Here is a 24,906-nt window from a genome sequence, read left to right as displayed (position 1 = left end):
CCCTTCCCTGTGGATGAGCGCTGCTGGTGCGGGTGTCTGGGATACCTGGGGGCGTCGTCCTAGGCCGTGCCGAGCGCGGCGCGGCGCGCGGCGCTGAACGCTTCGTGCGGATCCCGGTCCGGGTACGACCAGGGGGCCGCGGTGGCGTGCCGGCCGATGCGGTGGAACAGGGCGGCGGCCTCCGCGGGCCTGCCCTCGCAGGACTTGGCGTGGGCGAGGAAGTTGAGGTCGACACGGCCGCGCGGATGAGCGGGGCGCTCCGGAGATCCCCATTCGAGCCACCAGTCGAAGGCGGCCTTCATCACGAGGCGGGCGCGGCGGCCCGTCCAGTGTCCGGACGCCTCGGGGTCGGGCGGTTCACTGCCGGCGGCGGCGAGGACGCGGTAGCGCTCGGCGTGCGCGACGACGGGGAGGACGGCCAGCGGTGATCCGGGTCCGGCCTGTTCGGCGGCCCAGGACGCGAAGTCGTAGACCTCGTGGAGCGGGTCCTGGCCCGCGTCGGGGCGGCGTTCGGCGAGCCTGGCGACCATCAGGTGGTGGGCGTGGTGGTGCTCGGGGTGGCGGTGGCGGATCTCGTCGAAGAGGCGGACGACGTCCTCCTCGCGGCCCATGTCCCGTTCCAGGAGCAGGAGTCCGAGCCAGGGGCTGGGGTCGTCGGGCGCGAGGGCGGCGGCGGCGCGGCAGGCGTCGCGGGCCTTTTCGGGCCGTGACTTGCCGATACGGGCGCGCTGCACGGCGGCGAGGGCGAGCAGGACGGCGGCGTCGGCCGACTCGGGTTCGGCGAGCCGCCAGTCCCTGACCCAGGCGGTGGTCGTGGGTTCCTCGGCGAGGACGACGAGGCGATGGCCGCGGCGGTCCCAGTCGTCGCCGGTGGCCGAGATCAGTTCCCTGACCTCGGTCCAGCGCCCCTGAGCGAGGGCCGCGCGGGCGGTCACGAGGCCGCCGTCGTCGAGCGCGGAGTCGAACGGGGCAGCGGCCCGCTTGCGGGCACGCCCGAGTGGGGGCGGGGGTGGGGGCACCGCAGGAAGTCCTCTACGACGCGGCATACTTGAGGTGATCACGCACAGCAAAGCGGTACGGGGCACTCCGAGTCAAGGGCAGACCAAGGACGACCTTCACCAACTCGTTTCACAATCCTCCGAGTTCGCCCTCGCGATCCGTCAATTCCCTTTCCCACCTGGGCTGTTGAGCGGGTGACACGAGACAGCACCCCGGACCGCAAAGAAGCGTGCGGGGCACTGTCAAGGCGAGATTCAGCCGGTGGCGGCGGCCGCGGCGCGGCCCGCCGTGCGGCCCGAGAAGAGGCAGCCGCCGAGGAAGGTCCCCTCGAGGGAGCGGTAGCCGTGCACGCCCCCGCCGCCGAACCCGGCCGCCTCCCCCGCCGCGTACACGCCCGGCAGGGGCTCACCGCCGTCGGTCAGGACGCGCGAGGACAGGTCGGTCTCCAGCCCGCCGAGCGACTTGCGGGTGAGGATGTTGAGGCGCACGGCGACCAGCGGGCCCGCCTTCGGGTCGAGGATGCGGTGCGGGGCCGCGGTGCGGATGAGGCGGTCGCCGAGGAACTTGCGGGTGCCGCGGATGGCGGTCACCTGGAGGTCCTTGGTGAAGGGGTTGACGATCTCGCGGTCGCGGGCGACGAGGGTGCGGCGCAGCGCGGCCTCGTCGATCAGCGGACCCGACGACTTCTCGGCAAGGGCGTTCATGCCGCGCACGAGGGCGGGGAGGTCCTTCTCGATGACGAAGTCGGCGCCGTTGTCCATGAAGGCCTTGACGGGCGCCGGGACGTCGGCGCGGGCCCGGTCGATGACGCCGCGCACGGACTTCCCGGTGAGGTCGGGGTTCTGCTCGGAGCCGCTGAGGGTGAACTCCTTGCCGATGATGCGCTGGTTGAGCACGAACCACGTGTAGCCGTACCCGGTCTTCATGATGTGGTCGAGGGTGCCGAGGGTGTCGAAGCCGGGGAAGAGCGGCACGGGCAGGCGCTCGCCGCGCGCGTCGAGCCAGAGCGAGGACGGGCCCGGCAGGATGCGGATGCCGTGCTTGTCCCAGATGGGGTTCCAGTTCTCGATGCCCTCGGTGTAGTGCCACATGCGGTCGCGGTTGATGAGGTGCGCGCCCGCCTCCTCCGTTATCCCGAGCATCAGGCCGTCGACGTGCGCGGGCACGCCGGAGAGCATCTTCTCGGGCGGGGTGCCGAGGCGCTCGGGCCAGTTGGCGCGGACCAGGTCGTGGTTTCCGCCGATGCCGCCGGAGGTGACGATCACCGCCTGCGCCCTGAGTTCGAAGGAGCCCGTGACCGTACGGCTGCTGCCCTGGCCGCGCTCGATGGACGACGGTTCGAGGATCTCGCCGCTGACGGTGTCGACGGCGCCGGCGCTGCGCGACAGGCCGGTCACCCGGTGCCGGAACTTCAGCTGTACGAGACCGCGCGCCACGCCCTCCCTGACACGGCGCTCGAAGGGGGCGACGAGGCCGGGGCCGGTCCCCCAGGTGATGTGGAAGCGCGGCACCGAGTTCCCGTGCCCGTTGGCGTCGTAGCCGCCGCGCTCCGCCCAGCCGACCACGGGGAAGAACCGGACGCCCTGCTGGTGCAGCCAGGACCGCTTCTCGCCCGCGGCGAAGTCGACGTACGCCTCGGCCCACTTGCGCGGCCAGTGGTCCTCGGCACGGTCGAAGCCGGCGGTGCCCATCCAGTCCTGGAGGGCGAGCGCGTGGCTGTCCTTGATCCGCAGGCGGCGCTGCTCGGGCGAGTCGACGAAGAAGAGACCACCGAAGGACCAGTGCGCCTGACCGCCGATGGACTGCTCCGGTTCCTGGTCCAGCAGGATCACCTTGCGGCCCGCGTCCACGAGTTCCGCCACCGCGGCGAGCCCGGCGAGGCCCGCCCCGATCACGATCACGTCCGCGTCGTACGTCGTCATTGGGGTCCGTCCCTCTCGAAAGTTACCGGTGGGTCAGATCTTGGGCACGGGGGTCGGCGGCGTCAACCTCGCCGACCGGGTCACTCGCGGGGCAGCCGCTGCCGTGGGGCGCTATCGTCGGCCATACACCCGTGCAACGACCCACCCACGGCCGATCTTGATACCTGCATTTCTCGAGGTGCGCAGCGTGTCGGTTCTCGTACTCGTCCTCGCCGTCTCCGCGGCCTTCTGTCTAGGCATCGGATTCGTGCTCCAGCAGAACGCGGCGCAGCACGCCCCGCTGAGCGACTTCCTGTCGCCGCGCCTGCTCCTCGACCTCGTTCGGGTGCCCCGCTGGCTGGGCGGCATAGGTTTCATGGTGTGCGGCATGGTGCTCGGCGCGATCGCGCTGGGCAACGGGGAGATCTCCCTCGTCGAGCCGCTGCTCGCGACCAACCTCCTGTTCGCGCTCGCCCTCTCGCGCCACCAGACCCGCCAGCCGCTGGGCAAACAGGGCTGGGCGGGCCTGGCCCTGCTCGCTGGCGGGGTGACGGCCTTCATCGTGGCGGGCGAGCCACGCGCCGGGGACGCGGTCACCGACCCGCTGCGGCGCTGGCTGATCATCGGCGTGATGGTGGGCGGCGCGCTGCTGCTCACGGCGTACGCGAAGAAGTCACGGATGAGCGCGGCCCCGGTCCTGCTGGGCGTGGCCGCCGGGCTCCTCTACGGGGTGCAGGACGCGCTGACGCGGATGAGCGGCCAGCTGTTCTCGTCGGGCGGCTGGGCCGGGTTGTTCACCAGCTGGCAGCCGTACGGGGTCCTGGTGCTGGGCGTCACGGGCCTGATCCTGGTGCAGAGCGCCTTCGAGATGGCGCCCCTGCGGATGTCGCTGCCCGCGCTGACGGCGGCGCAGCCGCTTGCGGGCATCGCGTGCGGGGTCGGCTTCATGGGCGACCAACTGCGCACGGACGCCGGAGCGCTCGCCTGGCAGGCCACCGGGCTCACGGCGATCGTTTCGGGGATCGTGCTGCTCGGGATGCATCCGGCGATGCCGACCGCGGGCCCTCGGGAGGGGGACCGGGCGGGGGTCGGGGTCTGAGCTGCCGGGGTCTCCCGGCTTCTGATGTCATGGCCGCATGACCCCTCCCACCGATCCCACGAACGCCGCTGAAGCCGCTGCCGCCCCGGATCCGGCGGCGGAGGTGCTCGACATCGTCGACGAGCACGACCGGGTGGTCGGGCAGGCCCCGCGTGGCGAGGCCTACGCACGCGGACTGCGCCACCGGTGCGTGTTCATCCAGGCCAGGGACTCCGCCGGCCGGATCTTCGTGCACCGCCGCACCCCGACGAAGCTGGTGTTCCCGTCGCTCTACGACATGTTCGTCGGCGGCGTCGTGGGCGCCGGCGAGTCCTACGACGACGCCGCACTGCGCGAGGCGGAGGAGGAACTCGGTGTGTCCGGGCTGCCGCGCCCCGAGCCGCTGTTCAAGTTCCTGTACGACGGCGGGGCGGGCCGCACCTGGTGGTCGTACCTGTACGAGGTGCGCTGCGAGCTGCCGGTGGACCCGCAGGCCGAGGAGGTCGCCTGGCACGGTTTCCTCACCGACGAGGAGCTGGAGCGCCGGCTTCCCGAGTGGCCCTGGGTGCCGGACGGGCTCGACGCCTACGAGCGCCTGCGGGCCTACCGCGCAGGTGCCGCGGGCCTGCCCGGGCCGCCCGGATAAGGTCGCTCCGTGATCGAATTCGTACGCAGTGTCCGCCTCTGGTTCGCGCCCGAGCGGGTGCGGGATGACGGCGAGACACCCGACTACCGCTTCTCGCTGGCCAACGAGCGCACGTTCCTGGCCTGGCTGCGCACGGCGCTTGCGCTGATCGGCGGCGGGTTCGCCGTGGACCAGTTCCTGCCGGACCTGCGCTGGGCCTGGCGGGCGGGGCTCGCGCTCGCGCTGCTCGGGGCGGGCGCCCTGTGCGCCCTGCGCGCGGTCAGCCACTGGGTGCGCTGCGAGCGGGCGATGCGGCGGGGCGAGGACCTGCCCGTCTCCCGGTTCCCGGCGTTGTTGAGCGTGGTCGTGGCGCTGGTGGCCGTCGCGATGGTGGTGGTCGTGCTGGCCGGGTGGGCGGGGTGAGCGGCCCGTCCCAACCGCCCTGCGACGGACAGGGCGACGCAGGAACGGCCGGGCGCGATCCGGGGCTCCAGCCGGCGCGGACGCGGCTCGCCTGGCGGCGGACGACACTGTCCTGCACCGTGGCGGCGATCCTCGCCGCCAAGACGACACTGAGCAGCGGCGCGGACGCCGTCGGTGTGGTGGGCGCGGCCCTGTGCTTCCTGGCGTGGCTGGGGTTCCTGGCGGTGGCGCACCACCGGATCCGCGAACTGGCGCTGCACGAGGCCCGGCCGCCGGTGCTGCCCCTGCGGGCGGCCGTCGTGGCGGTGGCCTGCTCGGTGGCGCTGGCCGTGTTCGCCGCGGCGCTGGTGGTGTGACGGCGGCCTGCGCCGCTTGCCGCCGGCCGGTCAGCCGGTCGGTCGGTCGGTCGGTCAGTCGGTCAGTCGGTCGGTCAGTCGGTCAGTCGGTCCACGGCACGGTGACCACGACCTTGCCCCTGGTACGGCCCTCGGCGTTCAGCCGCTGGGCGTCGGCGGCCCGCTCCAGCGGGAACGTCTCGTCGACGTGCACCGTGACCACGTCCTGTTCCGCGAGGTCCGCGAGGCGCGCGAGGTCGGCGGCGTCGGGGCGCACGAAGACGTAGTGGCCCCCCAGGTCGACGACCGAGGCGTCCGCGATGGACGCGAGCCGGCCGCCCGGCGCGAGCAGGTCCGCGGACACCTTCAGGGCCTCCCCGCCCACCGTGTCGAACACGGCGTCCACGCCCTCCGGAGCGAGCGCCCGCACGCGCTCGGCGAGGCCGTCCCCGTACGTGATCGGTTCGGCGCCCAACTCGCGCAGGAAGTCGTGGTTGCGTTCGCTCGCCGTGCCGATGACGCGGGCGCCGAGGTGGCGGCCCAGCTGGACCGCGATCGACCCGACGCCGCCGGCCGCCGCGTGGACGAGCACCACGTCGCCCTCCTGCACGGCGAGAGCGCCGGTCAGGACCTGGTAGGCGGTGAGTCCGGCGAGCGGCAGCCCGGCGGCCTCCTCGTAGGTGAGGTTCCGGGGCTTGCGGGCCAGGGTGCGCACGGGCGCGGCGACGTACTCGGCGCAGGTCCCGCGGGAGAGGAAGTCCTCGCGTACGTACCCGATCACCTCGTCGCCGGTGGCGAACTCGGTCACGGAGGAGCCGGGCTGGACCACGACGCCGGACACGTCCCAGCCGGGGATCACGGGGAAGACGGCGTCGAGCACGGGGTCGAGGTAGCCCTCGCGGGCCTTCCAGTCGACGGGGTTCACCGCCGCCGCCCTGACCTTCACCAAAACGGCGTCGGGCCCGACCTTCGGGTCGCGCACCTCCCCGTATTCGAGCACCTCGGGACCGCCGTAGCCGCTGTAGGTGATCGCCTTCATCCGACGTACTCCTCGCGAAAGGCACAGGAACAGAACAAGGGTTCCATAGCCGAATGATCCGGGCATTTCCGGCTAGCCTGACTCCATGACCACTCTCCACCGGGAACACCCCGTCCACGAGCACACGCACGGCGAGGGCTGCGGCCACGCGGCGGTCCCGCACGGCGACCACGTCGACTACGCACACGAGGGACATCTGCACGCGGAGCACAACGGCCACTGGGACGAGTGCGAGCCCGGCGCCCACACCACGCACCAGGGCCACGAACACCAGCACGGCCAGAACTGCGGGCATCAGGCCGTCACACACGGCGACCACGTCGACTACGTCCACGACGGGCACCGGCACGCACAGCACGACGGTCACTGGGACGACCACTGACGGTCCACCGGCGGCGCGGGGTGCGGCCGGCGTTCTCGACGGACGCACCCGCACCGCCCGGCCGCGGGCAGTAGCGTACGAGATGGATCACATTCGACCCCCGCCCTGGACGACATACCGACTGGTCGGCATCATGTGACGCGACACCGCTTCACTCTGCCTCCGGAGGACATCGATGAGCGCCGGCCACCCCCCAGGTCTCGATCTCGACCAGCTGCGCGGCCACCTCGACCGGGAGCGTCCGGGGCTCGTGGCCGGTCCGCTGTCCGGGCGTCTGGTCGAGGGCGGTCGGTCGAACCTCACGTACCTCGTCGGCGACGGCTCGTCGACCTGGGTGGTCCGCCGCCCGCCACTGGGCCATGTACTCGCCACCGCGCACGACATGAAGCGCGAGCACCGGGTGATCAGCGCCCTGCACCCGACGTCCGTGCCGGTGCCCGAGGCGCTGCTCATGTGCGAGGACGACAGCGTGCTCGGCGCGCCGTTCTACGTGATGGAGTACGTGGCGGGCACGCCGTACCGCACGGCCGGCCAGCTCGCGCAGCTGGGCCCCGAGCGCACCCGCGCCGCCGTGCTCGCCCTCGTGGACACCCTCGTCGACCTGCACGCCGTGGACCCCGCCGAGGTCGGCCTCGCGGACTTCGGGCGGCCCGAGGGGTTCCTCGACCGGCAGCTGCGGCGCTGGGGCAAGCAGCTCGACGCGTCCAGGAACCGCGAACTGGCCGGCGTCGACGAACTGCACGCGGCGCTCGGCCGCTCGCTGCCCACCTCGCCCGCGCCCACGGTCGTGCACGGCGACTACCGCCTCGACAACGTCCTGATCAACGAGGACGCCGACGGCGTCGACCGGATCAAGGCCGTCCTCGACTGGGAGATGTCCACCCTCGGCGACCCGCTCACCGACCTGGGCCTGCTGGTGATGTACAGCGCGAAGCTGGACATGCCCGACTCCCCCGTCTCCACGACCGCCGCGGCTGCCGGACACCCCGACCCCGCCGAGATCATCGAGCGGTACGCCGCGCGCTCGGGGCGCGACGTCTCCGCCGTCTCCTGGTACACGGCCTTCGCTTGGTTCAAGCTCGCCGTGATCCTCGAAGGCATCCACTACCGCTACACCCTCGGCCAGACCGTCGGGGCAGGCTTCGACCGCATCGGTGAACTCGTGCCCGTGTTCATCGACCACGGTCTGACGACCCTTCAGAAGGGCTGACCCGCAATGGACTTCACATTCGACGCGCGCACCGAGGAACTGCGCGCGAAGCTCCTCGCCTTCATGGACGAGCACGTGTACCCGGCCGAGGCCGTCGCGCACGAGCAGCGCGCGCGGCTCGCCTCCCCCTGGGACACCCCGGCCGTCGTCGAGGAGCTGAAGGCCGAGGCCAGGCGGCAGGGCCTGTGGAACCTCTTCCTGCCCGACGCCGAGTACGGCGCCGGGCTGACCAACCTCCAGTACGCGCCGCTGGCCGAGATCACCGGCCGCAGCCCGCAGCTGGCGCCCACGGCCCTCAACTGCGCGGCCCCCGACACCGGCAACATGGAGGTGCTGAGCCAGTTCGGCGACGAGCACCAGAAGAAGCAGTGGCTGGAGCCGCTGCTCGCCGGCGAGATCCGCTCGGCGTTCGCGATGACCGAGCCCGAGGTGGCCTCCTCGGACGCCACGAACATCACCACGCTCATCGAGCGCTCCGCGGACGGCTCCGAGTACGTCATCACCGGCCGCAAGTGGTACATCTCCGGGGCGATGAACCCGGACTGCAAGATCTTCATCGTGATGGGCAAGACGGACCCCGACGGCGCCGACATCCGCCGCCAGCAGTCCATGGTGCTCGTCCCCCGCGACACCCCCGGCCTCGAGATCCGGCGCGCCATGCAGGTCTACGGGTACGAGGACCACTACCACGGCGGTCACGCCGAGGTCGTCTTCGACCAGGTCCGGGTGCCCGCGAGCAACCTGATCGGCGAGGAGGGCGGCGGCTTCGCCATCGCCCAGGCGCGGCTCGGCCCGGGCCGCATCCACCACTGCATGCGGCTGATCGGCATGGCCGAGCGGGCCATCGAGCTGATGTGCAAGCGGGCCGTGGCCCGTACGGCCTTCGGCAAGCCGCTGGCCCAGCAGGGCGTCGTACAGGAGTGGATCGCGGACGCGCGGGTCGCGGTGGAGCAGCTGCGCCTCCTCGTCCTGAAGACGGCCTGGCTGATGGACACCGTCGGCAACAAGGGCGCCCACACGGAGATCCAGTCCATCAAGATCGCGACGCCGCGTACGGTCGTCGACATCATCGACCAGGCCGTGCAGCTGCACGGAGCGGGCGGCGTCAGCCAGGACTTCCCGCTGGCCGAGCTGTGGGCGGGGGCGCGCACCCTGCGCCTCGCGGACGGCCCCGACGAGGTCCACCAGCGCTCGCTGGCTCGGCGCGAGCTGAAGAAGTACCTGTGACGCGGTGACCCCGTGACGGCGAAGGGCCCCCGCACTCGGCCTGAGTGCGGGGGCCCTTCGCCGTCGCCCGGAGCGTGCGCGGCGTCAGGGACGCAGCGCGCGCAGCAGCAGGTCCGCCAGGTGGTCCGCGACTTCCTGCGGGGCGAGCGGGCCGCCCGGGCGGTACCAGGTGGACAGGTGGTGCACAGAGCCGAAGTGGTAGTCGACCACCAGGTCGGCGGGCGTGGCCGTGGAGAACACGCCGGCCTGCTGGCCCTCCTCGATCAGGGCCCTGAACCGCTCGTGGTAGCGCCGCCGCTCGGCCCGTACCTGCTTGTTCTTCTCCGGGCTGAGGTGCTGCATGGAGCGGAAGAAGATCGAGGCGTCGTCAAGGTTCTCGATGGTCGTGACGACCACGTCGGCGGCGGCGTCGCGCAGCCGCTGCTCCACCGGCGCGTCGGCGTCCGCGAACGCGTCGAGGCGCTCCTGCTGCACGCGGAGCACGCGCGCGTACACCTCGTGCAGCAGGTCGTCCTTCGAGCCGAAGTAGTGGTAGAGCGCGCCCTTGGTGACGCCGGCCGCCTCGACGATCTCCTGCACCGAGGTGCGGTCGTAACCGCGCTCGGCGAAGAGCCGGGTGGCGGCGGCGAGCAGCCTCTGAGGGACGGGCGTACCGTCTCCGTCCGACGTCCTGGGCACTGCCGCCACCTGCCTTTCTCCTGCGATCAGCTGTTCTGTGTACGGGAACGCAATTCCCGCCGGAGGATCTTCCCACTTGTCGTCTTCGGCAGCTCGGGCAGGATCTCCACCTCGCGCGGGTACTTGTACGCGGCGAGCCGCTCCTTGCAGTAGGCGGACAGGTCGTCCGGGCCCACCGATGCGCCCGGGCGCAGACTCACGTACGCCCTGACCGTCTCCCCGCGGTAGGGGTCGGGGACACCTACGACGGCGGCCTCGCGCACGGCCTCGTGGGTGTAGAGGACGTCCTCCACCTCGCGGGGCCAGACCTTGAAGCCGGAGGCGTTGATCATGTCCTTCTTGCGGTCGACGACGTAGAGCCAGCCGTCGGCGTCCATGAAGCCGATGTCTCCGGTGCGCAGTTCGCCGTCCGGGAAGGACTCGGCGGTGGCGTCGGGGCGCTTCCAGTAGCCGGGCACGACCTGGGGGCCGCGGACGGCTATCTCGCCCTGCTCGCCGAAGGGGACCTCCTGGCCGAGGTCGTCCACGATCCGGACGACGCTCTCGGGGCCAGGGACGCCGACAGCGAGGGTGCCGGAGACGGGGTCGACGGGGGCTTCCTTGCCGGGCGGCACGGAGGCGCAGGGGGCGGTGCACTCGGTGAGGCCGTAGCCGTTGTGGATGTAGGGGCCGAAGCCGGCCCGGAACTTCTCCACGAGGGCGGGCGGCACCGGCGCGCCGCCGGAGGAGATCGACCGGAAGGACGCGAAGTGCTCGCGGGTCGCGGCCGGGTGCGCGGCGAGCGCCATGAACGCGGTCGAGGGACCCACGGTGTAGTCGGGCCGGTGCTCGGCGAACGCGTCCAGGACGACGCCGGCGTCGAAGCGGTACGCGAGGACGAGGGTGCCCGTGTTCGCGAAGGAGGAGACCAGCTCGCAGACCATGCCGGTGATGTGGAAGAGCGGCGCGAGCCCGAAGTACGTGCCGCCTTCGGGGATGCCGAGTCCGGTGCGCTGGCGCTCGGCGTTGTACGTGATGTTGCGGTGCAGGTTCGTGGCGCCCTTGGGCGTGCCGCTCGTGCCGGAGGTGTAGCTGATGAGCGCGATGTCGTCCGGGCGCGGGTCGCGGTCCTCGGGCGCCGCGTGGCCCGCGCGGGCGACCGTCAGGAGGTCGTCGGCGTCCTCGGCCTGCGGCTCGACGCGTTCGAACTTCAGGACGCGCTCGTCGCCCCGCGTCTGGAGGTCCAGCTCGCAGGCGGTGAGCACGATCCGTACGGGAGAGTCCGCGGCGGTCTCGCGCAGGTACGTCTCCCAGGCCCGGTCCGAGCAGATCAGGGCGGCCACCTCGGCGTCGTGCAGGACGTGGGTGACCTCGCCCGACTTGTACATCGGGTTGACCGGGACGACAGTGGCGCCCGCCTTGTAGGCGGCGAGCAGGCCGATCACGAAGTGCGGGGAGTTCTGCAGCATGAGGGCGGCGCGGTCGCCGCGCTCGAGGCCACGCGCGGCGAGGTGCCCGGCGACGGAGTCGCTGAACTCGTCGAGCTCCCGGTAGCTGAGGCGGCCGTCGAAGTAGGCGACGGCGGTGCGGTCGGGGGCCTTGCGGACCGCGGCGCGGAACGCGTGCAGCACGGACTCGGCCGGGGTCACCGGGGCCCGCTGCGCCTCGGAGAGCTGCCCGAGCCAGGGCATGGCCGCGTAGATCGAGGAGCTCACTTCTGTGCCGCCTCCCACTTCTGCTGGATGTGGTTCATGTTCGACAGCCAGCGGTCGGGCGTCGCCGCCCTGGCCGCGTAGTAACCGGCGACCTCGGGGTGCGGGAGGATCAGGAAGCGGTCCTCCGCCATGCCCGCGAAGAGCGCGTCGGCGACGTCCTCGGGCTCGATCGCGGTCGGCGCGAGGACGAGCTCCCCGGCCGAACCGGAGGCGGTGAGCATGTCCGTACGCACGCCCTGCGGGCAGATCGCGTGGACCTTGAGCCCCCGGTGCCGGTAGGTGAGGGAGAGCCACTCGGCGAAGGCGTACGCGCCGTGCTTGGTGACGCTGTAGGGCGCGGCGCCGACCATCGTGAGCAGTCCCGCCGCGGAGACGGTGGAGACGAAGCGGCCGCTGCCGCGCTCCAGCCAGCCGGGCAGCAGGGCCTTCGCGGCGCGGACGTGGGCCATCACGTTGACGTCCCAGGCGTCGGCCCAGATCTGCTCGTCGGCGTCCTCGGTACCGCCGGAGGCGAGCCCCGCGTTGGCGCAGTAGACGTCCACGGTGCCGTCCAGGGCGTCCAGCGCCTCGGGCACGATCGCGGAGGCGTCGCCCGGCACCGCCGTGGCGCCGATCTCGTCCGCGACCGCCTTGGCCTTCCCCGCGTCCAGGTCGTTCACGACGACGCGCGCTCCGGAAGCGGCGAAGCGACGGGCGAGCGCGGCTCCGATGCCGCCTCCCGCGCCGGTGACGACGACCCCCGTGCCGTGCAGGCTGTCCACCATCGGTCTCCCTCGACTCGACATCGGTCACAGACTAAGCAGTCGGTCAGCTCAGCGGAAGAGGTGTCGGCGGTCGGCTTCGTTCCGCCGGAGGCATGCCGCGCGCTAGCGTGCGTGCACATGCCAGCTTCCGCGATCTCGGAGGTCACCACATGAACGTGTCCAGACGGAGCCTGCTCGCCGCCACCACCGCCTCCGCGGTGGCCGCCACGGCGGGCGCGGCCTCCCCCGCGCTCGCCGCGGAGAAGGACGGCGGCAAGCTCCGCACCGGTTTCGAGCGGCTCGCGGCCGACGGATACCGGATCCTCGCCGGGCAGAAGGTCGGCTTCGTGACCAACCCGACCGGCGTCACGCGCGACGTCAAGCACATCGTCGACGTGATGCACTCCGACGAACGGGTGAAGCTGACCGCGGTGTTCGGGCCGGAGCACGGCTTCCGGGGCACGGCGCAGGCCGGCGGCTCGGAGGGGCGCTACGACGACCCGGCGACCGGACTGCCGGTCTACGACACCTACTTGAAGAGCGGGCAGGCGCTGGCGGACGTCTTCACCGCGTCCGGTGTCGACACGGTCGTCTTCGACATCCAGGACGCGGGCGCACGCTTCTACACGTACATCTGGACGCTCTACGACTGCATGGAGGCCGCGCAGCTCGCGGGCAAGAAGTTCGTGGTGCTCGACCGCCCGAACCCGGTGACCGGCCGGAACGCCTACGGGCCCGTCCTGCACAAGGAGTTCGCGACGTTCGTCGGCCGCCGCGAGATCTCCCAGGCCCACGGGATGACGGTCACCGAGCTGGCGCGCCTGTTCAACGGCGAGTACCTGGCGAAGCCCGTCGAGCTGGAGACGGTCCTGATGACGGGCTGGAAGCGGCGCGACTTCTACGACGCGTCGGGGCTGCCGTGGGTGCCGCCGAGCCCGAACATGCCGACGCCCGACACCGCGCTGGTCTACTCGGGCACCTGCCTGTTCGAGGGCACGAACCTCTCCGAGGGGCGCGGCACGACCCGCCCCTTCGAACTGCTCGGCGCCGAGGGCCTCGACGGGCGCTGGGCGGCCGCCGCCAATGAACTGCACCTGCCCGGCGTGGACTTCCGCGAGGCGTACTTCGCGCCGACGTTCTCCAAGTTCCAGGGCAAGACGATCGGCGGCGTGCAGATCCACGTCAGGGACCGGGCCGCGTACGACCCCGTACGCACCGGCATCGCGCTGCTGGTGACGGCGAAGAAGTCCTGGAGCGACTTCGCGTGGCGCTCGGACAACTGGATCGACAAGCTCACGGGGTCCACGCAGGTCCGGACGATGATCGACGCGGGGGCGTCCACGGACGAGGTGGTCGCGGCCTGGCAGGGCGAGCTTGCGGCGTTCCGCGCGGTGCGCGGCCGCTATCTGGCGTACAAGTAGGACCCGTCGTCCCGTAACGTCTCGCGATACGGGACGACCCATTCCGCGTATTGACTGCCATGTACACGTACAACCACAGTGCAGTACGTGCTCAAAGACGACTCCACCAGGCAGAACACGGTCACCGGCGCGGATTCTGACGGGGACAGCCCCGAGAGCCTGCGCCGTGTGGCCGTCGCCAGTTTCATCGGGACCGCGATCGAGTTCTACGACTTCTACGTCTATGGAACGGCCGCCGCCCTCGTCCTCAACGAGGCGTTCTTCCCGAACCTCTCCTCCCTCAACGCGACCCTCGCGTCCTTCTCGACGTACGCGGTGGCCTTCGCGGCCCGCCCCATCGGCTCGCTCCTGTTCGGCCACTTCGGCGACCGCGTCGGCCGCAAGTCCGTCCTCGTCGCCTCGCTGCTCCTGATGGGCCTGTCCACGGCGTGCGTCGGCCTGCTGCCCGGGTACGGCACCTTGGGCGTGTGGGCACCGCTGCTGCTCGTCCTGCTGCGCTTCCTCCAGGGCGTGGGTCTCGGCGGCGAGTGGGGCGGGGCGGCGCTGCTCGCCGTGGAACACGCCCCGCGCGGCAGGCGCGGACTGTTCGCCGCGTTCCCCCAACTCGGCCCGTCCGTCGGCTTCTTCGCGGCGACCGGAATCTTCTGGATCCTGTCGACCACGCTCGACGACGAGGCGTTCCACTCCTGGGGCTGGCGCGTGCCCTTCCTGCTCTCCTTCCTGCTGGTCGCCGTCGGCCTCTTCGTACGGCTGAAGATCAGCGAGACACCGGTGTTCGCGAAGGTGATGAAGGAGCAGGAGACGAGCAAGGCCCCTGCGCTCGAGGTCTTCAAGCGCCACCCCCGCGAGATCCTGCTCGGCGCGGGCGGCATGGTGGTCGCGTACGGGCTCTTCTACACGGCCACCACGTACTGCCTCGCCTACGGCACCACGACCCTCGGCGTGCCGCGCGACACGATGCTCGCGGTCTCGCTCGTCGCCTGCCTCTTCCTCGCGGCGGGCACCTGGCTGGCCGCGACCCGTTCCGACGCGGGCGGGCGCCGCAAGCTGGTGCTCGCCGGCGCCGGGCTCGCGGTGGTCTGGGGTCTGGTCCTCTTCCCGCTCATGGACACCGAGCAGCCCGTGCTGATCGCACTCGCCCTGGGCGGCGCGCTGTTCTGCATGGGTGTCGTGTACGGGCCGATGGGCGCGTATCTGCCGGAACTGTTCGGGGTGCGCGTGCGCTACTCCGGGGCGTCCTTCGCGTACAACCTGGGCGGGGTGCTCGGCGGCGCGGTGGCGCCGCTCGTGGCGACGCGGCTCCAGGGCGAGTTCGGCTCGTCCTCGGTGGGCTGGTACGTCAGCGCGATGGCCGTCGTCTCCCTGCTCTGCGTCCTCGCCCTCCCGGAGACACGGGAGCGCGAACTCGCCTGACCTTCCATGGGGCACGCGCGCGCGTGCCCCATGGAAGCGGTCGACTACGGCCGGTGTGCGGGAAATTCGACGACCTGCTGGTACGTCGGACGGTTCTGCCACTGGATCCCGCGGTGCGTGATGCCGCCGAGGGCCCGGTGGATGATCGTGTCCGAGCACCACTGGTCGCCGGCCTTGCACGCGTCGTCGCCCGGGTAGACCTCGGCGGCCGGCTCGGCGGCCGCCTGCACGAGCGTGGCGAGCAGGACGTCGCGGCAGGCGTCGAGCTTGCCGCCGCCGCAGTAGGCGGCGCCGAGCTTGCCCTTCACCGGCTGACCGAGCACCGTACGCAGATCCTTGTCGACGTAGCCCCACCAGCCGTACTGGAAGGACGATCCCGCGTGGGCGCCGGTCGGGCCGTGGCCCGCGGACGGCGACTCGTCGACGGTCAACTGGCCGGTGAGCGCCCCGTACAGGTCACTCCCGAGACCGGGTTCGAACTCGGCCTTCACCAGGAGCGGCCACCAGGCGTCCATGATGCGTACGGCGTCCGGGTGCGCGTAGGTGTGCGAGCCGGCCGAGGTCTGGTTGCGCCGGGCGCCCGCCCTGCGCCAGGCCTCCAGCTGCTGCACCGCCTTGTTCAGGGCCGGGTCGTCGACGGGCTCGCTGCGGATGACCGCGAGGATCTCGGGCAGCACCTGCTCGCCGCGCAGATCCGTGAGGGCGGCCTCCTCCATGGCCTGGGTGAGCGAGGCCCGGGTGACCCCGCCCTCGGCGACGAGCCGCTTCACGCGCCCGTCGAGCAGATCGGCGCGGTGCACGGCGCCGAGGCTGAAGTTGGCGGCGCCGAACCCCTTGGCCTGCTTGTTGTTCCAGGAGATGTAGTAGTCCTGGTCGACGGAGTTGGGGTGCTGTGACGGCGTGGTGTAGGCGGCCGTGTTGTCCGCCGGGTCGAAGTCCCGCCACTCGTACGCCTTCTCGGCCTTCACCGGGAAGGAGGCGTCGACTCCGTCGGCGCGCACCGGGTTGGCGCCGCTGTTGTAGTACGCGATGTCGCGCGAGTCGGCGTAGAACCAGTTGAAGGCGTAGTTGATGTGCTGCGCGGCCTTCTCGAAGGTCGCGGCGTCCTTCACGTACGACGGGTCGTTCAGCATCTGGAAGCCGATGATGGAGTCGGCCTCGTGCCGGTACGACGAGCGCAGTGAGGTGTACGCGACGGGCTTGCCGCCGACCGTCGCGCGGTGCGTGACGATGCCGTACTTCGTGCGGAAGACCTGCATCCGGTAGGAGCCGGCCGCCGTGGAGTCGGCGAGGGTCGGCTTCCAGGAGTTCTTCTTCTCCAGCTTCTCCATCGGGGTGCAGGTGCCGCGGTACAGGTAGTTCGTGGACTGCCGGGTGGGCGTCCCGCCGCCGGGCTCGCACAGCTCCACGGCGTACGTGTCCGTGATGTCCTGGCCCGCCGAGGTCGCCGACCAGGCGTAGTCCTGGCCGCGGCCGAGCTGGATGTACATGCCGACGCCCGCGAACGAGACGCCGCGCGCGCTGATGCCCGGACCCTGGAGCTCCTGCATCATCAGCAGCTGCGGCGCGAAGTACCCGGTCTGCGGGCCGAACACGGCGACCGGGTGGCCGGACGCGGTGTGCTTGCCGGAGACGAGGAGGGCGTTGGACATGCCCTTCTTCGAGTCGGAGTTCCTGAATGTGTCCGCGGGCAGCACGCCCTTGTCGTACATGCCCTGGAGCGGCTTGAGTTTCGCCGGCGCCTTGACGGGGGTCTTGCGCCCCGCCTCGGCCGGCTGGGCCGAGCCCTCGCGGTCGTGGACGAGAGGTTCGCTCTCGACGGTGCCCTTGTCGGGCAGCGCCTCGCCACGCAGGTTCTCGGGCTTGGCGCCGTAGGGGAAGCTCGTGCCGTCGTGGATGGTCGTCACGGCCTCGGGGTCGTCGCGTCCGCGGAAGGACTCCCAGACCTCGGTGCCCCGCTCGACGCCGTACTTCTGCTGCGCCGACAGGAGCGAGAGGGCCTGGCCGACCTCTCCCCCGCCGCCGCCTCCGAAGAGGCCGCCGACGACCGAGGCCAGCGCGATCATGTCGGTCACCTTGAACGGCTGGATCTCGCCCACGTTCGTGATGGCGTCGATCTTGCCGGTCAGAACGTACTCGCCGGGGAAGTAGCGGCCGTTCTTCGCCTTTTCACGATAGGCGTTGAGCCCGTCGATGTAGGCCTGCGCGTCGTCCATGGCCTGCTCGCCACGGGCGCCCTGGGTGGTCCTGATGTACGCGACCTGCTTCTCCAGGTCCTGCTCGGTGTACGGGGCCTGCGGCCAGAACTCCTGCTCGAGCCCCTGGTTCGCGAGGGCGCCGCCCGCGAACGACGTGAGCTCGCCGCGGCCGATGTGCCGGAACAGGTCGATCAACCAGAGGCGGTCCTGACCTGCGGCGTAGCCGGCGCCGAACTCTGTTCCGTAACGCGTGGAACCTTTGACGTGGGGTACACCGTTCTTCTTGTCACGGGTGATCGTCACATCGTCGCGGGGGCGCGTGACGGAGCCGACCTGACCATCGGGGACCCCGAAGGAGGAGTCGTTGAAGAACTGGGTGAGGGTGTCGTCCGTCAGGGACGGGTACCCGGCGGAGAGCGCGTCGTAGGGGCCGAGTTGATCGTCGGCGTGGGCGGGCTGCGTGCCGAGGAGCCGGTGGCCGAGTATCTCGGCCAGCGTGGCGCTGCCGTTCGCGCCGGGCGGCAGGATGTCCGCGCACCGGCCCGCGCAGTAGTCGGGCGCCGGTGGCGGCTCCGCGGCGGACGCCTCACCGGCCGGGGACAGCAGCCCCGCCGTGAGGACGAGCACCGCGGTGGCGGCCGTGCGCCTGAGAGTTCTACGGAGGCTTCCGTGCTGGGTGGTTCGTGGGGTGCGCCGTCGCATGCCTGATCCTCCCGACGATGGTGCGCCGGAGGTTACCGGCGGTAGGCCTCCGGCTGGAGATGAACATGCGTCACTTTTTCGGAATCGCCACACGAGACCCCCTGGGACGTACCGGTCCCAGGAGGTGCCGCTGATGGAGTCCATCGGAAATTGGATGGACCGGCATGGATCCGAATCGAGTGTCGATACGTCTATTCGGCGACGTCCGTTCGACGACGACGCCGAAGTACATGTACGTGTGACGGAGGTGCAGGGCGATGGCCGGATTCCGGAGTCTGGCGAGACAAACGCGCGACCCGCGCAATGATCTGGCACTGCGGCGGTACTCGCTGCGCAAGTGCCTGGAGCGGTTCGCCCCTTATGGGCACCGAGCGACCTGGGACCACCTGTGCTCGCGGGCCGGGTTCGACCCCGAGGACCGCTCCCCCGAGCCGGCGCGGCTGACGGCCGCGCTCGACGAGCTCGAGGAGGCGCGGGCGGTCTGGCTCGCGTACGAGACGCAGTTCGCGGAGCGCCGCCGCAAGGAGAAGCACGACGGGCTGCGCAGGCCGGGCACGGTCGACGACTGGCACCGGCTGACGTGGGGCGGCTTCGGCGTCGCCTGGTGCGACGACCCGATGGTCCACCCCTCCGAACCCCTCGCGGAAGTCCTGAACCGGCTGATCGCGGCCCTGGAGCGCGCGCCCGGCACGGCCTGCCCCGTCTGCACCGGCACGGAACTCCTCTGGAAGCACGACCTGGCGCACGAACCGTCGTCAGGACCGGTCTGCACCCACTGCGGCATCGTGGTGCCGCGCCCCGTCCTCACCCCCGCGTCCCTGGCCGGAGCCTGGCGGGCGCGGGCCCTTGTCTCGGCGTGAGCGCATCGGCACGGGCACGACGGGGGTGCCGCCCATGAGCCGCACCCCCGGTCCACTCGCGCGCCTCGTCGCGGGTGGCTGCGGTCACACGTCCCGGCGCCGCACGACGAGCAGTGCCAGGGCGAGCGTGACCAGTGGCCAGAGGGCGTACACGGTCCAACTCCCGGCGATCGTGGCTCCGTTGTACGCCTCTGCCGGCGTTCCGTAGATCTGGGCCAGGCGCTGCCACGCGTTGCGCACCATCGCGTGGGCGAAGGCGGCGGACAGCGGCTTGCGGGACGAGAAGAACACCGGCAGCAGGAGCAGGACGAAGGAGCCCGCGACCACGGTGGTGGCGCTGTGCCGGATCAGGACGCCCAGGCCGAGGCCGACCAGGGCGCACACCGGGGCGAGCAGCGCGGACGCCGCGCACGCGCGCAGTGCGCCGGGGTCGCCGAGGGAGATCGCGGCGTCGCGCCCGCTGAGGACGGCCTGCGCGACGAAGAAGGAGCAGAGGGCGACGATCGCCCCGACCACGCTCCACAGAACGGCCTGCACGACGGCCTTGGCGAGGACCACCGCGCCGCGCGCGGGGACAGCCACCGTAGTGGTGCGGATGAGGCCGCTGCCGTACTCGCTGACCGTGGCGATCGCGCCGACGGACACGGCGGCGAGCATCAGCGTCAGATACGCCTCCGCCGGAAAGGAGTCGCCCAGCGAGAAGGGGTGCTCCCGCCGCGTGAGGGCGTCGTAGGACGGGAAGTTGGTGTAGTCGGCGAGGGCGCGGGCCGCGGCGACGCCGGTCACGACGAGCGTGACCGCGGCGATCACCCAGGGCGTGGAGCGCAGCGACCGTACCTTGATCCACTCGGCGGCGACGAGGTCGATGAAGCGGGCGGGCGGTTCGTCCACGGCGGCCGTGCTCGCGGTGGGCCCGGTGCGGGAAGTCGTGTTCGTCATCGGGGCTGACCCGCCTTTCCCGCGTCTCCCGACAGGTACTCGACGCTGCCGGCGGTGAGTTCCATGAACGCCTCCTCCAGCGAGGCCGTCCGGTCGGCGAGCTCGTGCAGCATGATCCGGTGCTCGAAGGCGAGTGCTCCGATCCGGTCGGCGGGCAGCCCGGTCACGGCGAGCCTGGCCGCCTCCGGCGGGCCGTGCGGCGCGACGGAGGCCCCGGCCGCCGTGAGCACCGTCGCCAGCTCGCCGGCCTGCGGCGTGGCGACCAGCACGCTGCGGCGGGTGCTGCGGGCCGCGAACTCCCTTACGGACTCGGCGGCGATGAGGCGTCCCTGTCCGATCACGACGAGCCGGTCGGCGGTGCTCTCCATCTCCGTCATGAGGTGACTGGAGAGGAAGACGGTGCGTCCCTCGGCGGCCAGGCGACGGAAGAGCCCGCGCACCCAGAGCACGCCCTCCGGGTCCATGCCGTTGATCGGCTCGTCGAACATCAGGACAGGAGGGTCACCGAGCAGGGCCGCCGCGATGCCGAGCCGCTGCTTCATGCCGAGCGAGAAACCGCCGATGCGGCGCCCGGCCGCCTCGGTCAGGCCCACCTCGGCGAGCACCTCGGCGACGCGGCTGGCGGGGATGCGGTTGCCACGGGCGAGGGCGCCCAGGTGCGCGGCGGCACTGCGCCCGCCGTGGACCTGCTGGGCGTCGAGCAGCGCGCCGACGTGGCGCAGGCCGCGCCGGTGGGTGCGGAAGGGGACGCCGCCGACGGTGGAGGTGCCGGCGGTGGGCGCGTCGAGGCCGAGGACCATCCGCATGGTGGTCGTCTTGCCCGCGCCGTTGGGGCCGAGGAAGCCGGTGACCTGCCCCGGCCGCACGGTGAAGGAGAGATGGTCGACGGCGGTCTTGTCGCCGTAGCGCTTGGTGAGTTCGCTGACTTCGATCACAAGGGCAACGGTGCCGGTGCGGACGTGGTGCGCGCATCGGCCCGTCGGTGGCCCTCCCAGGAGGCGGCCTGCACCCGTGGGATGCAGCCCGTGGGCTCATGCCACGGGCGGGCGGCGCGCCTACGATCCCTGTGTGGACGCCACCTCGAAACCCCCGCCGCCCCAAGGCACTTACCGGACGTTCCGTACGGTCCTGACCTGGACCGGGGCCGTCCTGTACCCGTTCATGGCGCTGCTCCCCTCGGTGAGCGCGGACCGGCGGGTGCCCGGCCTCCTCCCGGCCTGCGGCTCCGCGCTCGCGGCGGTCCTGCTCGTCGGCATGGTCCGGCGCAGGCCCATGGCGGCCCTGGTCATGACGCTGCTCGTCACCGCCCTCCTGCCGGCGGCGGCCAAGTACCACGGCCCGGTGTGGTTCGTGCCGTTCGTCGCGGTCGACATCCTGCTGGGGTACGTCGTCGCGACCCGCGCCCTGCGGGCATCGGTGGCCGCCGTCTGCCTCACGTTCCTCACGCAGTGCCTGACGGTCCTCGGCTTCACACACGGGCCCGACAACCTCGTCGTGATCGGGGCGATCGCTCTCCTGGCGCTGGTCACCGCCTGCGTCGTGGGCCTGCTCGGCAGCGAGCGCCGCCGGTACGCGAAGGAGCTGCGGTCGCACGAGGTCGCCGAGGCGATCACGGCCGAACGGCTGCGGATCGCCCGCGAGTTGCACGACCAGGTCGCGCACAGCATCGGCATCATCGCGATCCAGGCCGGTGTCGGCAGCCGGGTCATCGAGACTCAGCCGCTGGAGGCGCGGGCCGCCCTGCGCGCCATCGAGGCCACGAGCAGGGAGACCCTGTCAGGGCTGCGGCGCACGCTCGTCTCGCTGCGCAGATCGAGTCCTTCGGCGGAGTCGGGGGCGGCGCCGTACGGACCCGCGCCGGGCCTCGGCGACCTGGAGCGCCTCGCGGCCACGACCACGGACGCGGGCGTCGAGGTGGACCTGCGGTGGAGCGGGCAGCGGTGTCAACTGCCGCCCGACATCGACCTGTCGGCGTACCGGATCGTTCAGGAGGCGCTGACCAACGTGGTGCGGCACTCGGGCGCCGGGCGGTGCCGGGTCGGCGTCGGGTATGGGGAGGATGAGCTGTCCGTGGAGATCGTCGACGAGGGGCGTGGGATGCGGGGCGCGGGGACGGGCACGGGGTTCGGGATCACCGGGATGCGGGAGCGGGTGGCGCTGCTGCACGGGGAGTTCAGCGCGGGGCCGCGGCCGGAGGGCGGATTCCGGGTGGCGGCACGGCTGCCGCTCCCGGAGCCGGTGGCCACGCCGGCGGACGGCACCGCCGCGGCCGGGGCGGACGCCCGATGACCGTGCGCGTGGTGCTCGCCGACGACCAGCCGCTCGTACGTTCCGGGCTGCGCGTCCTCATCGCCGACACCCCCGACCTGGAGGTCGTCGGGGAGGCCGCGAACGGCGAGGAGGCCGTCCGGCTGGCCGAGGAGGTCGGCCCCGATGTGATCGTGATGGACATCCGGATGCCGGGCATGGACGGGATCGAGGCCACGAGCCTGGTCACCTCGGGCCCGGGGGCCACCCGTGTGCTCGTGCTGACGACCTTCGACGAGGACGACCACGTCTACGGCGCGCTGCGCGCCGGCGCGAGCGGTTTCGCGGTCAAGGACATGGCGCTCGACGACATCCTCGCCGCGATCCGGGTCGTCGCCGCCGGGGACGCGCTGATCGCGCCGGGCATCACGCGCCGCCTCATCGCGGACTTCGTGGGGCGCCCCGCACCGTCGCCCGCCCGCGCGCCGCGCCCGGTCGAGGGCATCACCGAGCGGGAGCGCGAGGTCCTGACGCTGGTGGGGCTCGGTCGGTCGAACAGCGAGATCGCGGTCGAGCTCCACATCACCGTGGCCACGACCAAGTCGCACGTGGCGCGCCTGTTCACCAAACTGGGCGCCCGGGACCGGGTCCAACTGGTCATCATCGCCTACGAGTCGGGGCTGGTCTCGGCGCCCCGTTGAGCGGCCCTCGGGCGCCTCAGGCGCCCTCCCGGCTCTCCTTCATCAGGCGGGAGCCGGTGAGGCGCTCGCCGAACACGTCGTCCGGGTTGGAGAGCACACAGTTCTCCAGGGACAGACAGCCGCAGCCGATGCAGTCGGTCAGATGGTCGCGCAGCCGCCCCAGCTGGGTGATGCGCTGGTCCAGTTCGGAACGCCAGGCCTCGGAGAGGTGTGCCCAGTCCTCGCGGGTCGGGGTGCGCCCCTCGGGCAGCTCGGACAGCGCGTCACGGATCGTGGCGAGCGGGATGCCGACGCGCTGCGCGGCGCGGATGAACGCGACCCGGCGCAGGGTGTCGCGCTGGTAGCGGCGCTGGTTGCCCGTCGTGCGGCGGCTGCTGATCAGGCCCTTGGCCTCGTAGAAGTGCAGGGCCGAGACGGCGGCTCCGCTGCGCGCCGACAGCTGACCGACGGTGAGTTCGTGGATCTTCACTGGAATCTGGGGCACTGTGCCGAGCCTACTGGGCAGGGCCTGCAGTCGTTGACAGAGGTCGCCCGCCCTAGCATGCTGAGCAAGCGCTTAGACATTGCCTTAGAGATCCGCACATGGTGCATACATGGGAGGCCAGGACATGGCAGAGCCGAGGGTTTTCGCGACGGTCGACGAGCTGCGCGCGGCGGTGGGCGAGCAGCTGGGGTACAGCGACTGGGTCGAGATCGAGCAGAAGCGGATCGACCAGTTCGCGGACGCCACGGGTGACCACCAGTGGATCCACGTCGACCCCGAGCGCGCCAAGGAAGGACCGTTCGGCACCACGATCGCGCACGGCTATCTGACCCTGTCGCTGCTCCCCCTCTTCGGGCCGCAGCTGATCCAGGTCGACGGCATGAAGATGGGCGTGAACTACGGGACGAACAAGGTCCGCTTCCCCGCCCCCGTGCCGGTCGGCTCCCGGCTGCGCGCCACCGCGAAGATCACCGGCGTCGACGACGTGCCCGGCGGCGTCCAGGTCTCGGTCGCCTTCACCGTGGAGCGCGACGGCGGCGACAAGCCGGTGTGTGTCGCCGAGTCGGTGTCCCGCTACTACCTCTGAGCTCCGCCGGGGTCAGGAAACCCGGACCCCCACCATCCGCAGGACGAGGTCGGCGTACAGCGCGCCGACCTCGTCGGGCGTGCGCCGGCCCTCCGTGTTGAACCAGCGCGCCACGTCGATGCAGAGCGACAGCACGGCCAGCGTGGTGCCCGGGACGTCCGGGACGTCGAACTCCCCCGCCTTCACACCGTCGTTGATGATCTCACGCACGGTCGCGTCGCTCTCGCGGCGCAGGGCCACGATCTCGGGCCGGTGCTCCTCGCCGAGCGAGTCCAGCTCGTACTGCACGACGCGCGCCGTCAGATGGCGTGCCGCATGCCAGCGGACGAAGGACCGTACGGCCTCGGAGAGCCGCTCGGAGGCGGTGCCCTCCTCGGCGGCCGCGTCCTTGAGGATCTCCAGCGCCTTCTCGTGGCCGATGCGGCTGATGCGCAGGAGCAGATCCTCCTTGGTCCGGTAGTGGATGTAGAGCGCGGCCGGACTCATGCCGGCCCGGCTCGCGATGTCCCTGGTGGTGGTCGCGTGGTAGCCGCGCTCAGCGAACGCCTCGACGGCGGCGATCAGCAGCCGCCGGGCCGCGTCCGGGGTGACCTCGGCCCAGGACATGTCGTCCGTGGCAGCCTCGTTCTGGCCGTGCCGCTCCGCGCTCATCGCTCGCTCACATCCTCCCGTGGACAGGACGCACACCATACCCCTAGAGGTGAGCGAGCGCTTAGTTCTGTACGTCAGGGGTGGGCTTGAAGGGGTCGTGCTCGGAGAGGATCTTGTCGATACGGGCCTGATCGATGCGGCTGACGACCTGATCGATCTCCTGGCGGTCCCGGATGACCTTGGCGAGGGTGAACGCGGAGGTCGTCAGATAGAGGACCGCGATGGCGAGGAATCCGCGGACCCAGCCGCTGGCGTCGATGCGATAGATGCCGACGGCCGTCGCCACGAGCGCGAGCGCGAAGGAGGCGACGGCCTGTCCGTAGAAGGCGTTCGTGGTCCCGTGCTTGACCGGTGTGTCACTCATGGGCGA

25 protein-coding genes are annotated in these 24,906 nt (G+C 71.6%); 13 read left to right on the top strand and 12 right to left on the bottom strand.

Annotation, left to right across the window (positions count from 1 at the left end):
* Positions 1-59: 59 nt before the first annotated feature.
* Both ACZ67T_RS14090 and ACZ67T_RS14085 read right to left on the bottom strand, forming a co-directional pair.
* Entirely contained in the window at positions 60-1,019 is a 960-nt protein-coding gene (locus ACZ67T_RS14090; protein ID WP_469983962.1) for a hypothetical protein, read from the bottom strand.
* A 234-nt stretch (positions 1,020-1,253) separates the two neighbouring features.
* Positions 1,254-2,921, bottom strand: coding sequence for an FAD-binding dehydrogenase (locus ACZ67T_RS14085; protein ID WP_469983960.1), 1,668 nt, complete (start codon positions 2,919-2,921; stop codon positions 1,254-1,256).
* A 187-nt stretch (positions 2,922-3,108) separates the two neighbouring features.
* Here ACZ67T_RS14085 and ACZ67T_RS14080 point away from each other — a divergent pair, with 187 nt between their 5' ends.
* The 4 genes from ACZ67T_RS14080 to ACZ67T_RS14065 are packed head-to-tail and all read left to right on the top strand — an operon-like array spanning position 3,109 to position 5,382.
* A complete protein-coding gene (locus tag ACZ67T_RS14080) occupies positions 3,109-3,999 on the top strand; it encodes a DMT family transporter (protein WP_469983959.1) in 891 nt (296 codons plus the stop codon).
* Positions 4,000-4,036: 37 nt separating this feature from the next.
* On the top strand, positions 4,037-4,624 hold the full coding sequence (locus ACZ67T_RS14075) for an NUDIX hydrolase (protein WP_469983957.1): 588 nt from the start codon (positions 4,037-4,039) through the stop codon (positions 4,622-4,624).
* 9 nt (positions 4,625-4,633) lie between these two features.
* Positions 4,634-5,026 carry a YidH family protein gene (locus ACZ67T_RS14070; protein WP_469983956.1) on the top strand — a complete coding sequence of 131 codons (393 nt, stop codon included), beginning with the start codon at positions 4,634-4,636 and terminating at the stop codon, positions 5,024-5,026.
* Complete coding sequence (locus ACZ67T_RS14065; RefSeq protein WP_469983954.1) at positions 5,023-5,382, top strand: DUF202 domain-containing protein; 360 nt, start codon at positions 5,023-5,025, stop codon at positions 5,380-5,382. The genes ACZ67T_RS14070 and ACZ67T_RS14065 overlap by 4 nt, the downstream gene beginning before the upstream one ends.
* An 82-nt stretch (positions 5,383-5,464) precedes the next feature.
* Here ACZ67T_RS14065 and ACZ67T_RS14060 read toward each other — a convergent pair whose 3' ends face one another.
* Positions 5,465-6,400 carry an NADP-dependent oxidoreductase gene (locus tag ACZ67T_RS14060; RefSeq protein WP_469983952.1) on the bottom strand — a complete coding sequence of 312 codons (936 nt, stop codon included), beginning with the start codon at positions 6,398-6,400 and terminating at the stop codon, positions 5,465-5,467.
* Positions 6,401-6,485: 85 nt separating this feature from the next.
* On the opposite strand from ACZ67T_RS14060, the gene ACZ67T_RS14055 reads away from it, so the two are divergent.
* The 3 genes from ACZ67T_RS14055 to ACZ67T_RS14045 all read left to right on the top strand — a co-directional run bounded on the left by ACZ67T_RS14055 (position 6,486) and on the right by ACZ67T_RS14045 (position 9,219).
* Positions 6,486-6,782, top strand: coding sequence for a hypothetical protein (locus tag ACZ67T_RS14055; protein WP_356280317.1), 297 nt, complete (start codon positions 6,486-6,488; stop codon positions 6,780-6,782).
* A gap of 175 nt (positions 6,783-6,957) precedes the next feature.
* On the top strand, positions 6,958-7,992 hold the full coding sequence (locus ACZ67T_RS14050; RefSeq protein WP_469983950.1) for a phosphotransferase family protein: 1,035 nt from the start codon (positions 6,958-6,960) through the stop codon (positions 7,990-7,992).
* Between the two features lie 6 nt (positions 7,993-7,998).
* Positions 7,999-9,219, top strand: a complete 1,221-nt coding sequence (locus tag ACZ67T_RS14045) for an acyl-CoA dehydrogenase family protein (protein WP_469983948.1) — start codon at positions 7,999-8,001, stop codon at positions 9,217-9,219.
* 84 nt (positions 9,220-9,303) lie between these two features.
* On the opposite strand, the gene ACZ67T_RS14040 is transcribed toward ACZ67T_RS14045, so the two are convergent.
* From ACZ67T_RS14040 to ACZ67T_RS14030, 3 genes are read right to left on the bottom strand one after another with little or no spacing between them, the layout of a single operon-like run.
* The gene (locus tag ACZ67T_RS14040; RefSeq protein ID WP_382515785.1) at positions 9,304-9,897 is read right to left on the bottom strand and encodes a TetR/AcrR family transcriptional regulator; all 594 of its coding nucleotides are present in this window, start codon (positions 9,895-9,897) and stop codon (positions 9,304-9,306) included.
* 26 nt (positions 9,898-9,923) lie between these two features.
* On the bottom strand, positions 9,924-11,591 hold the full coding sequence (locus tag ACZ67T_RS14035) for a class I adenylate-forming enzyme family protein (protein WP_469983947.1): 1,668 nt from the start codon (positions 11,589-11,591) through the stop codon (positions 9,924-9,926).
* Positions 11,588-12,355 carry an SDR family oxidoreductase gene (locus tag ACZ67T_RS14030; protein WP_469983946.1) on the bottom strand — a complete coding sequence of 256 codons (768 nt, stop codon included), beginning with the start codon at positions 12,353-12,355 and terminating at the stop codon, positions 11,588-11,590. The genes ACZ67T_RS14035 and ACZ67T_RS14030 overlap by 4 nt, the downstream gene beginning before the upstream one ends.
* A 149-nt stretch (positions 12,356-12,504) precedes the next feature.
* On the opposite strand from ACZ67T_RS14030, the gene ACZ67T_RS14025 reads away from it, so the two are divergent.
* Both ACZ67T_RS14025 and ACZ67T_RS14020 read left to right on the top strand, forming a co-directional pair.
* On the top strand, positions 12,505-13,755 hold the full coding sequence (locus ACZ67T_RS14025) for an exo-beta-N-acetylmuramidase NamZ family protein (RefSeq protein WP_469983944.1): 1,251 nt from the start codon (positions 12,505-12,507) through the stop codon (positions 13,753-13,755).
* Between the two features lie 87 nt (positions 13,756-13,842).
* A complete protein-coding gene (locus ACZ67T_RS14020) occupies positions 13,843-15,168 on the top strand; it encodes an MFS transporter (RefSeq protein WP_469983943.1) in 1,326 nt (441 codons plus the stop codon).
* Positions 15,169-15,212: 44 nt separating this feature from the next.
* On the opposite strand, the gene ACZ67T_RS14015 is transcribed toward ACZ67T_RS14020, so the two are convergent.
* Entirely contained in the window at positions 15,213-18,068 is a 2,856-nt protein-coding gene (locus ACZ67T_RS14015) for a penicillin acylase family protein (RefSeq protein ID WP_469983941.1), read from the bottom strand.
* Between the two features lie 257 nt (positions 18,069-18,325).
* Here ACZ67T_RS14015 and ACZ67T_RS14010 point away from each other — a divergent pair, with 257 nt between their 5' ends.
* Positions 18,326-18,928, top strand: coding sequence for a hypothetical protein (locus tag ACZ67T_RS14010; RefSeq protein ID WP_469983939.1), 603 nt, complete (start codon positions 18,326-18,328; stop codon positions 18,926-18,928).
* A gap of 84 nt (positions 18,929-19,012) precedes the next feature.
* Here the strand turns inward: ACZ67T_RS14010 and ACZ67T_RS14005 are convergent, their stop codons facing one another.
* Together ACZ67T_RS14005 and ACZ67T_RS14000 are read right to left on the bottom strand one after the other, a co-directional pair.
* Positions 19,013-19,867, bottom strand: coding sequence for an ABC transporter permease (locus tag ACZ67T_RS14005; RefSeq protein WP_469983938.1), 855 nt, complete (start codon positions 19,865-19,867; stop codon positions 19,013-19,015).
* The gene (locus ACZ67T_RS14000; protein WP_469983937.1) at positions 19,864-20,802 is read right to left on the bottom strand and encodes an ABC transporter ATP-binding protein; all 939 of its coding nucleotides are present in this window, start codon (positions 20,800-20,802) and stop codon (positions 19,864-19,866) included. Before ACZ67T_RS14000 ends, ACZ67T_RS14005 begins: the two co-directional genes overlap by 4 nt.
* A gap of 133 nt (positions 20,803-20,935) precedes the next feature.
* Here ACZ67T_RS14000 and ACZ67T_RS13995 point away from each other — a divergent pair, with 133 nt between their 5' ends.
* Complete coding sequence (locus ACZ67T_RS13995) at positions 20,936-22,156, top strand: sensor histidine kinase (RefSeq protein WP_469983935.1); 1,221 nt, start codon at positions 20,936-20,938, stop codon at positions 22,154-22,156.
* Positions 22,153-22,815: a response regulator gene (locus ACZ67T_RS13990; RefSeq protein WP_469983934.1), complete on the top strand. Its 663-nt coding sequence runs from the start codon at positions 22,153-22,155 to the stop codon at positions 22,813-22,815. Before ACZ67T_RS13995 ends, ACZ67T_RS13990 begins: the two co-directional genes overlap by 4 nt.
* A 16-nt stretch (positions 22,816-22,831) precedes the next feature.
* Here ACZ67T_RS13990 and soxR read toward each other — a convergent pair whose 3' ends face one another.
* A complete protein-coding gene (soxR, locus tag ACZ67T_RS13985; protein WP_469983932.1) occupies positions 22,832-23,299 on the bottom strand; it encodes a redox-sensitive transcriptional activator SoxR in 468 nt (155 codons plus the stop codon).
* Between the two features lie 124 nt (positions 23,300-23,423).
* On the opposite strand from soxR, the gene ACZ67T_RS13980 reads away from it, so the two are divergent.
* On the top strand, positions 23,424-23,885 hold the full coding sequence (locus tag ACZ67T_RS13980; RefSeq protein WP_469983930.1) for a MaoC family dehydratase: 462 nt from the start codon (positions 23,424-23,426) through the stop codon (positions 23,883-23,885).
* Positions 23,886-23,897: 12 nt separating this feature from the next.
* On the opposite strand, the gene ACZ67T_RS13975 is transcribed toward ACZ67T_RS13980, so the two are convergent.
* The gene (locus ACZ67T_RS13975) at positions 23,898-24,536 is read right to left on the bottom strand and encodes a TetR/AcrR family transcriptional regulator (RefSeq protein WP_326776527.1); all 639 of its coding nucleotides are present in this window, start codon (positions 24,534-24,536) and stop codon (positions 23,898-23,900) included.
* Between the two features lie 61 nt (positions 24,537-24,597).
* Positions 24,598-24,900 carry a YiaA/YiaB family inner membrane protein gene (locus tag ACZ67T_RS13970; protein WP_469983927.1) on the bottom strand — a complete coding sequence of 101 codons (303 nt, stop codon included), beginning with the start codon at positions 24,898-24,900 and terminating at the stop codon, positions 24,598-24,600.
* Positions 24,901-24,906: the final 6 nt, after the last annotated feature.

The organism is Streptomyces sp. NPDC107517, from assembly GCF_055582645.1.
The sequence above is the reverse complement of the archived record's forward strand: the minus strand, read 5'-3'. Positions and strand labels throughout refer to the sequence as shown.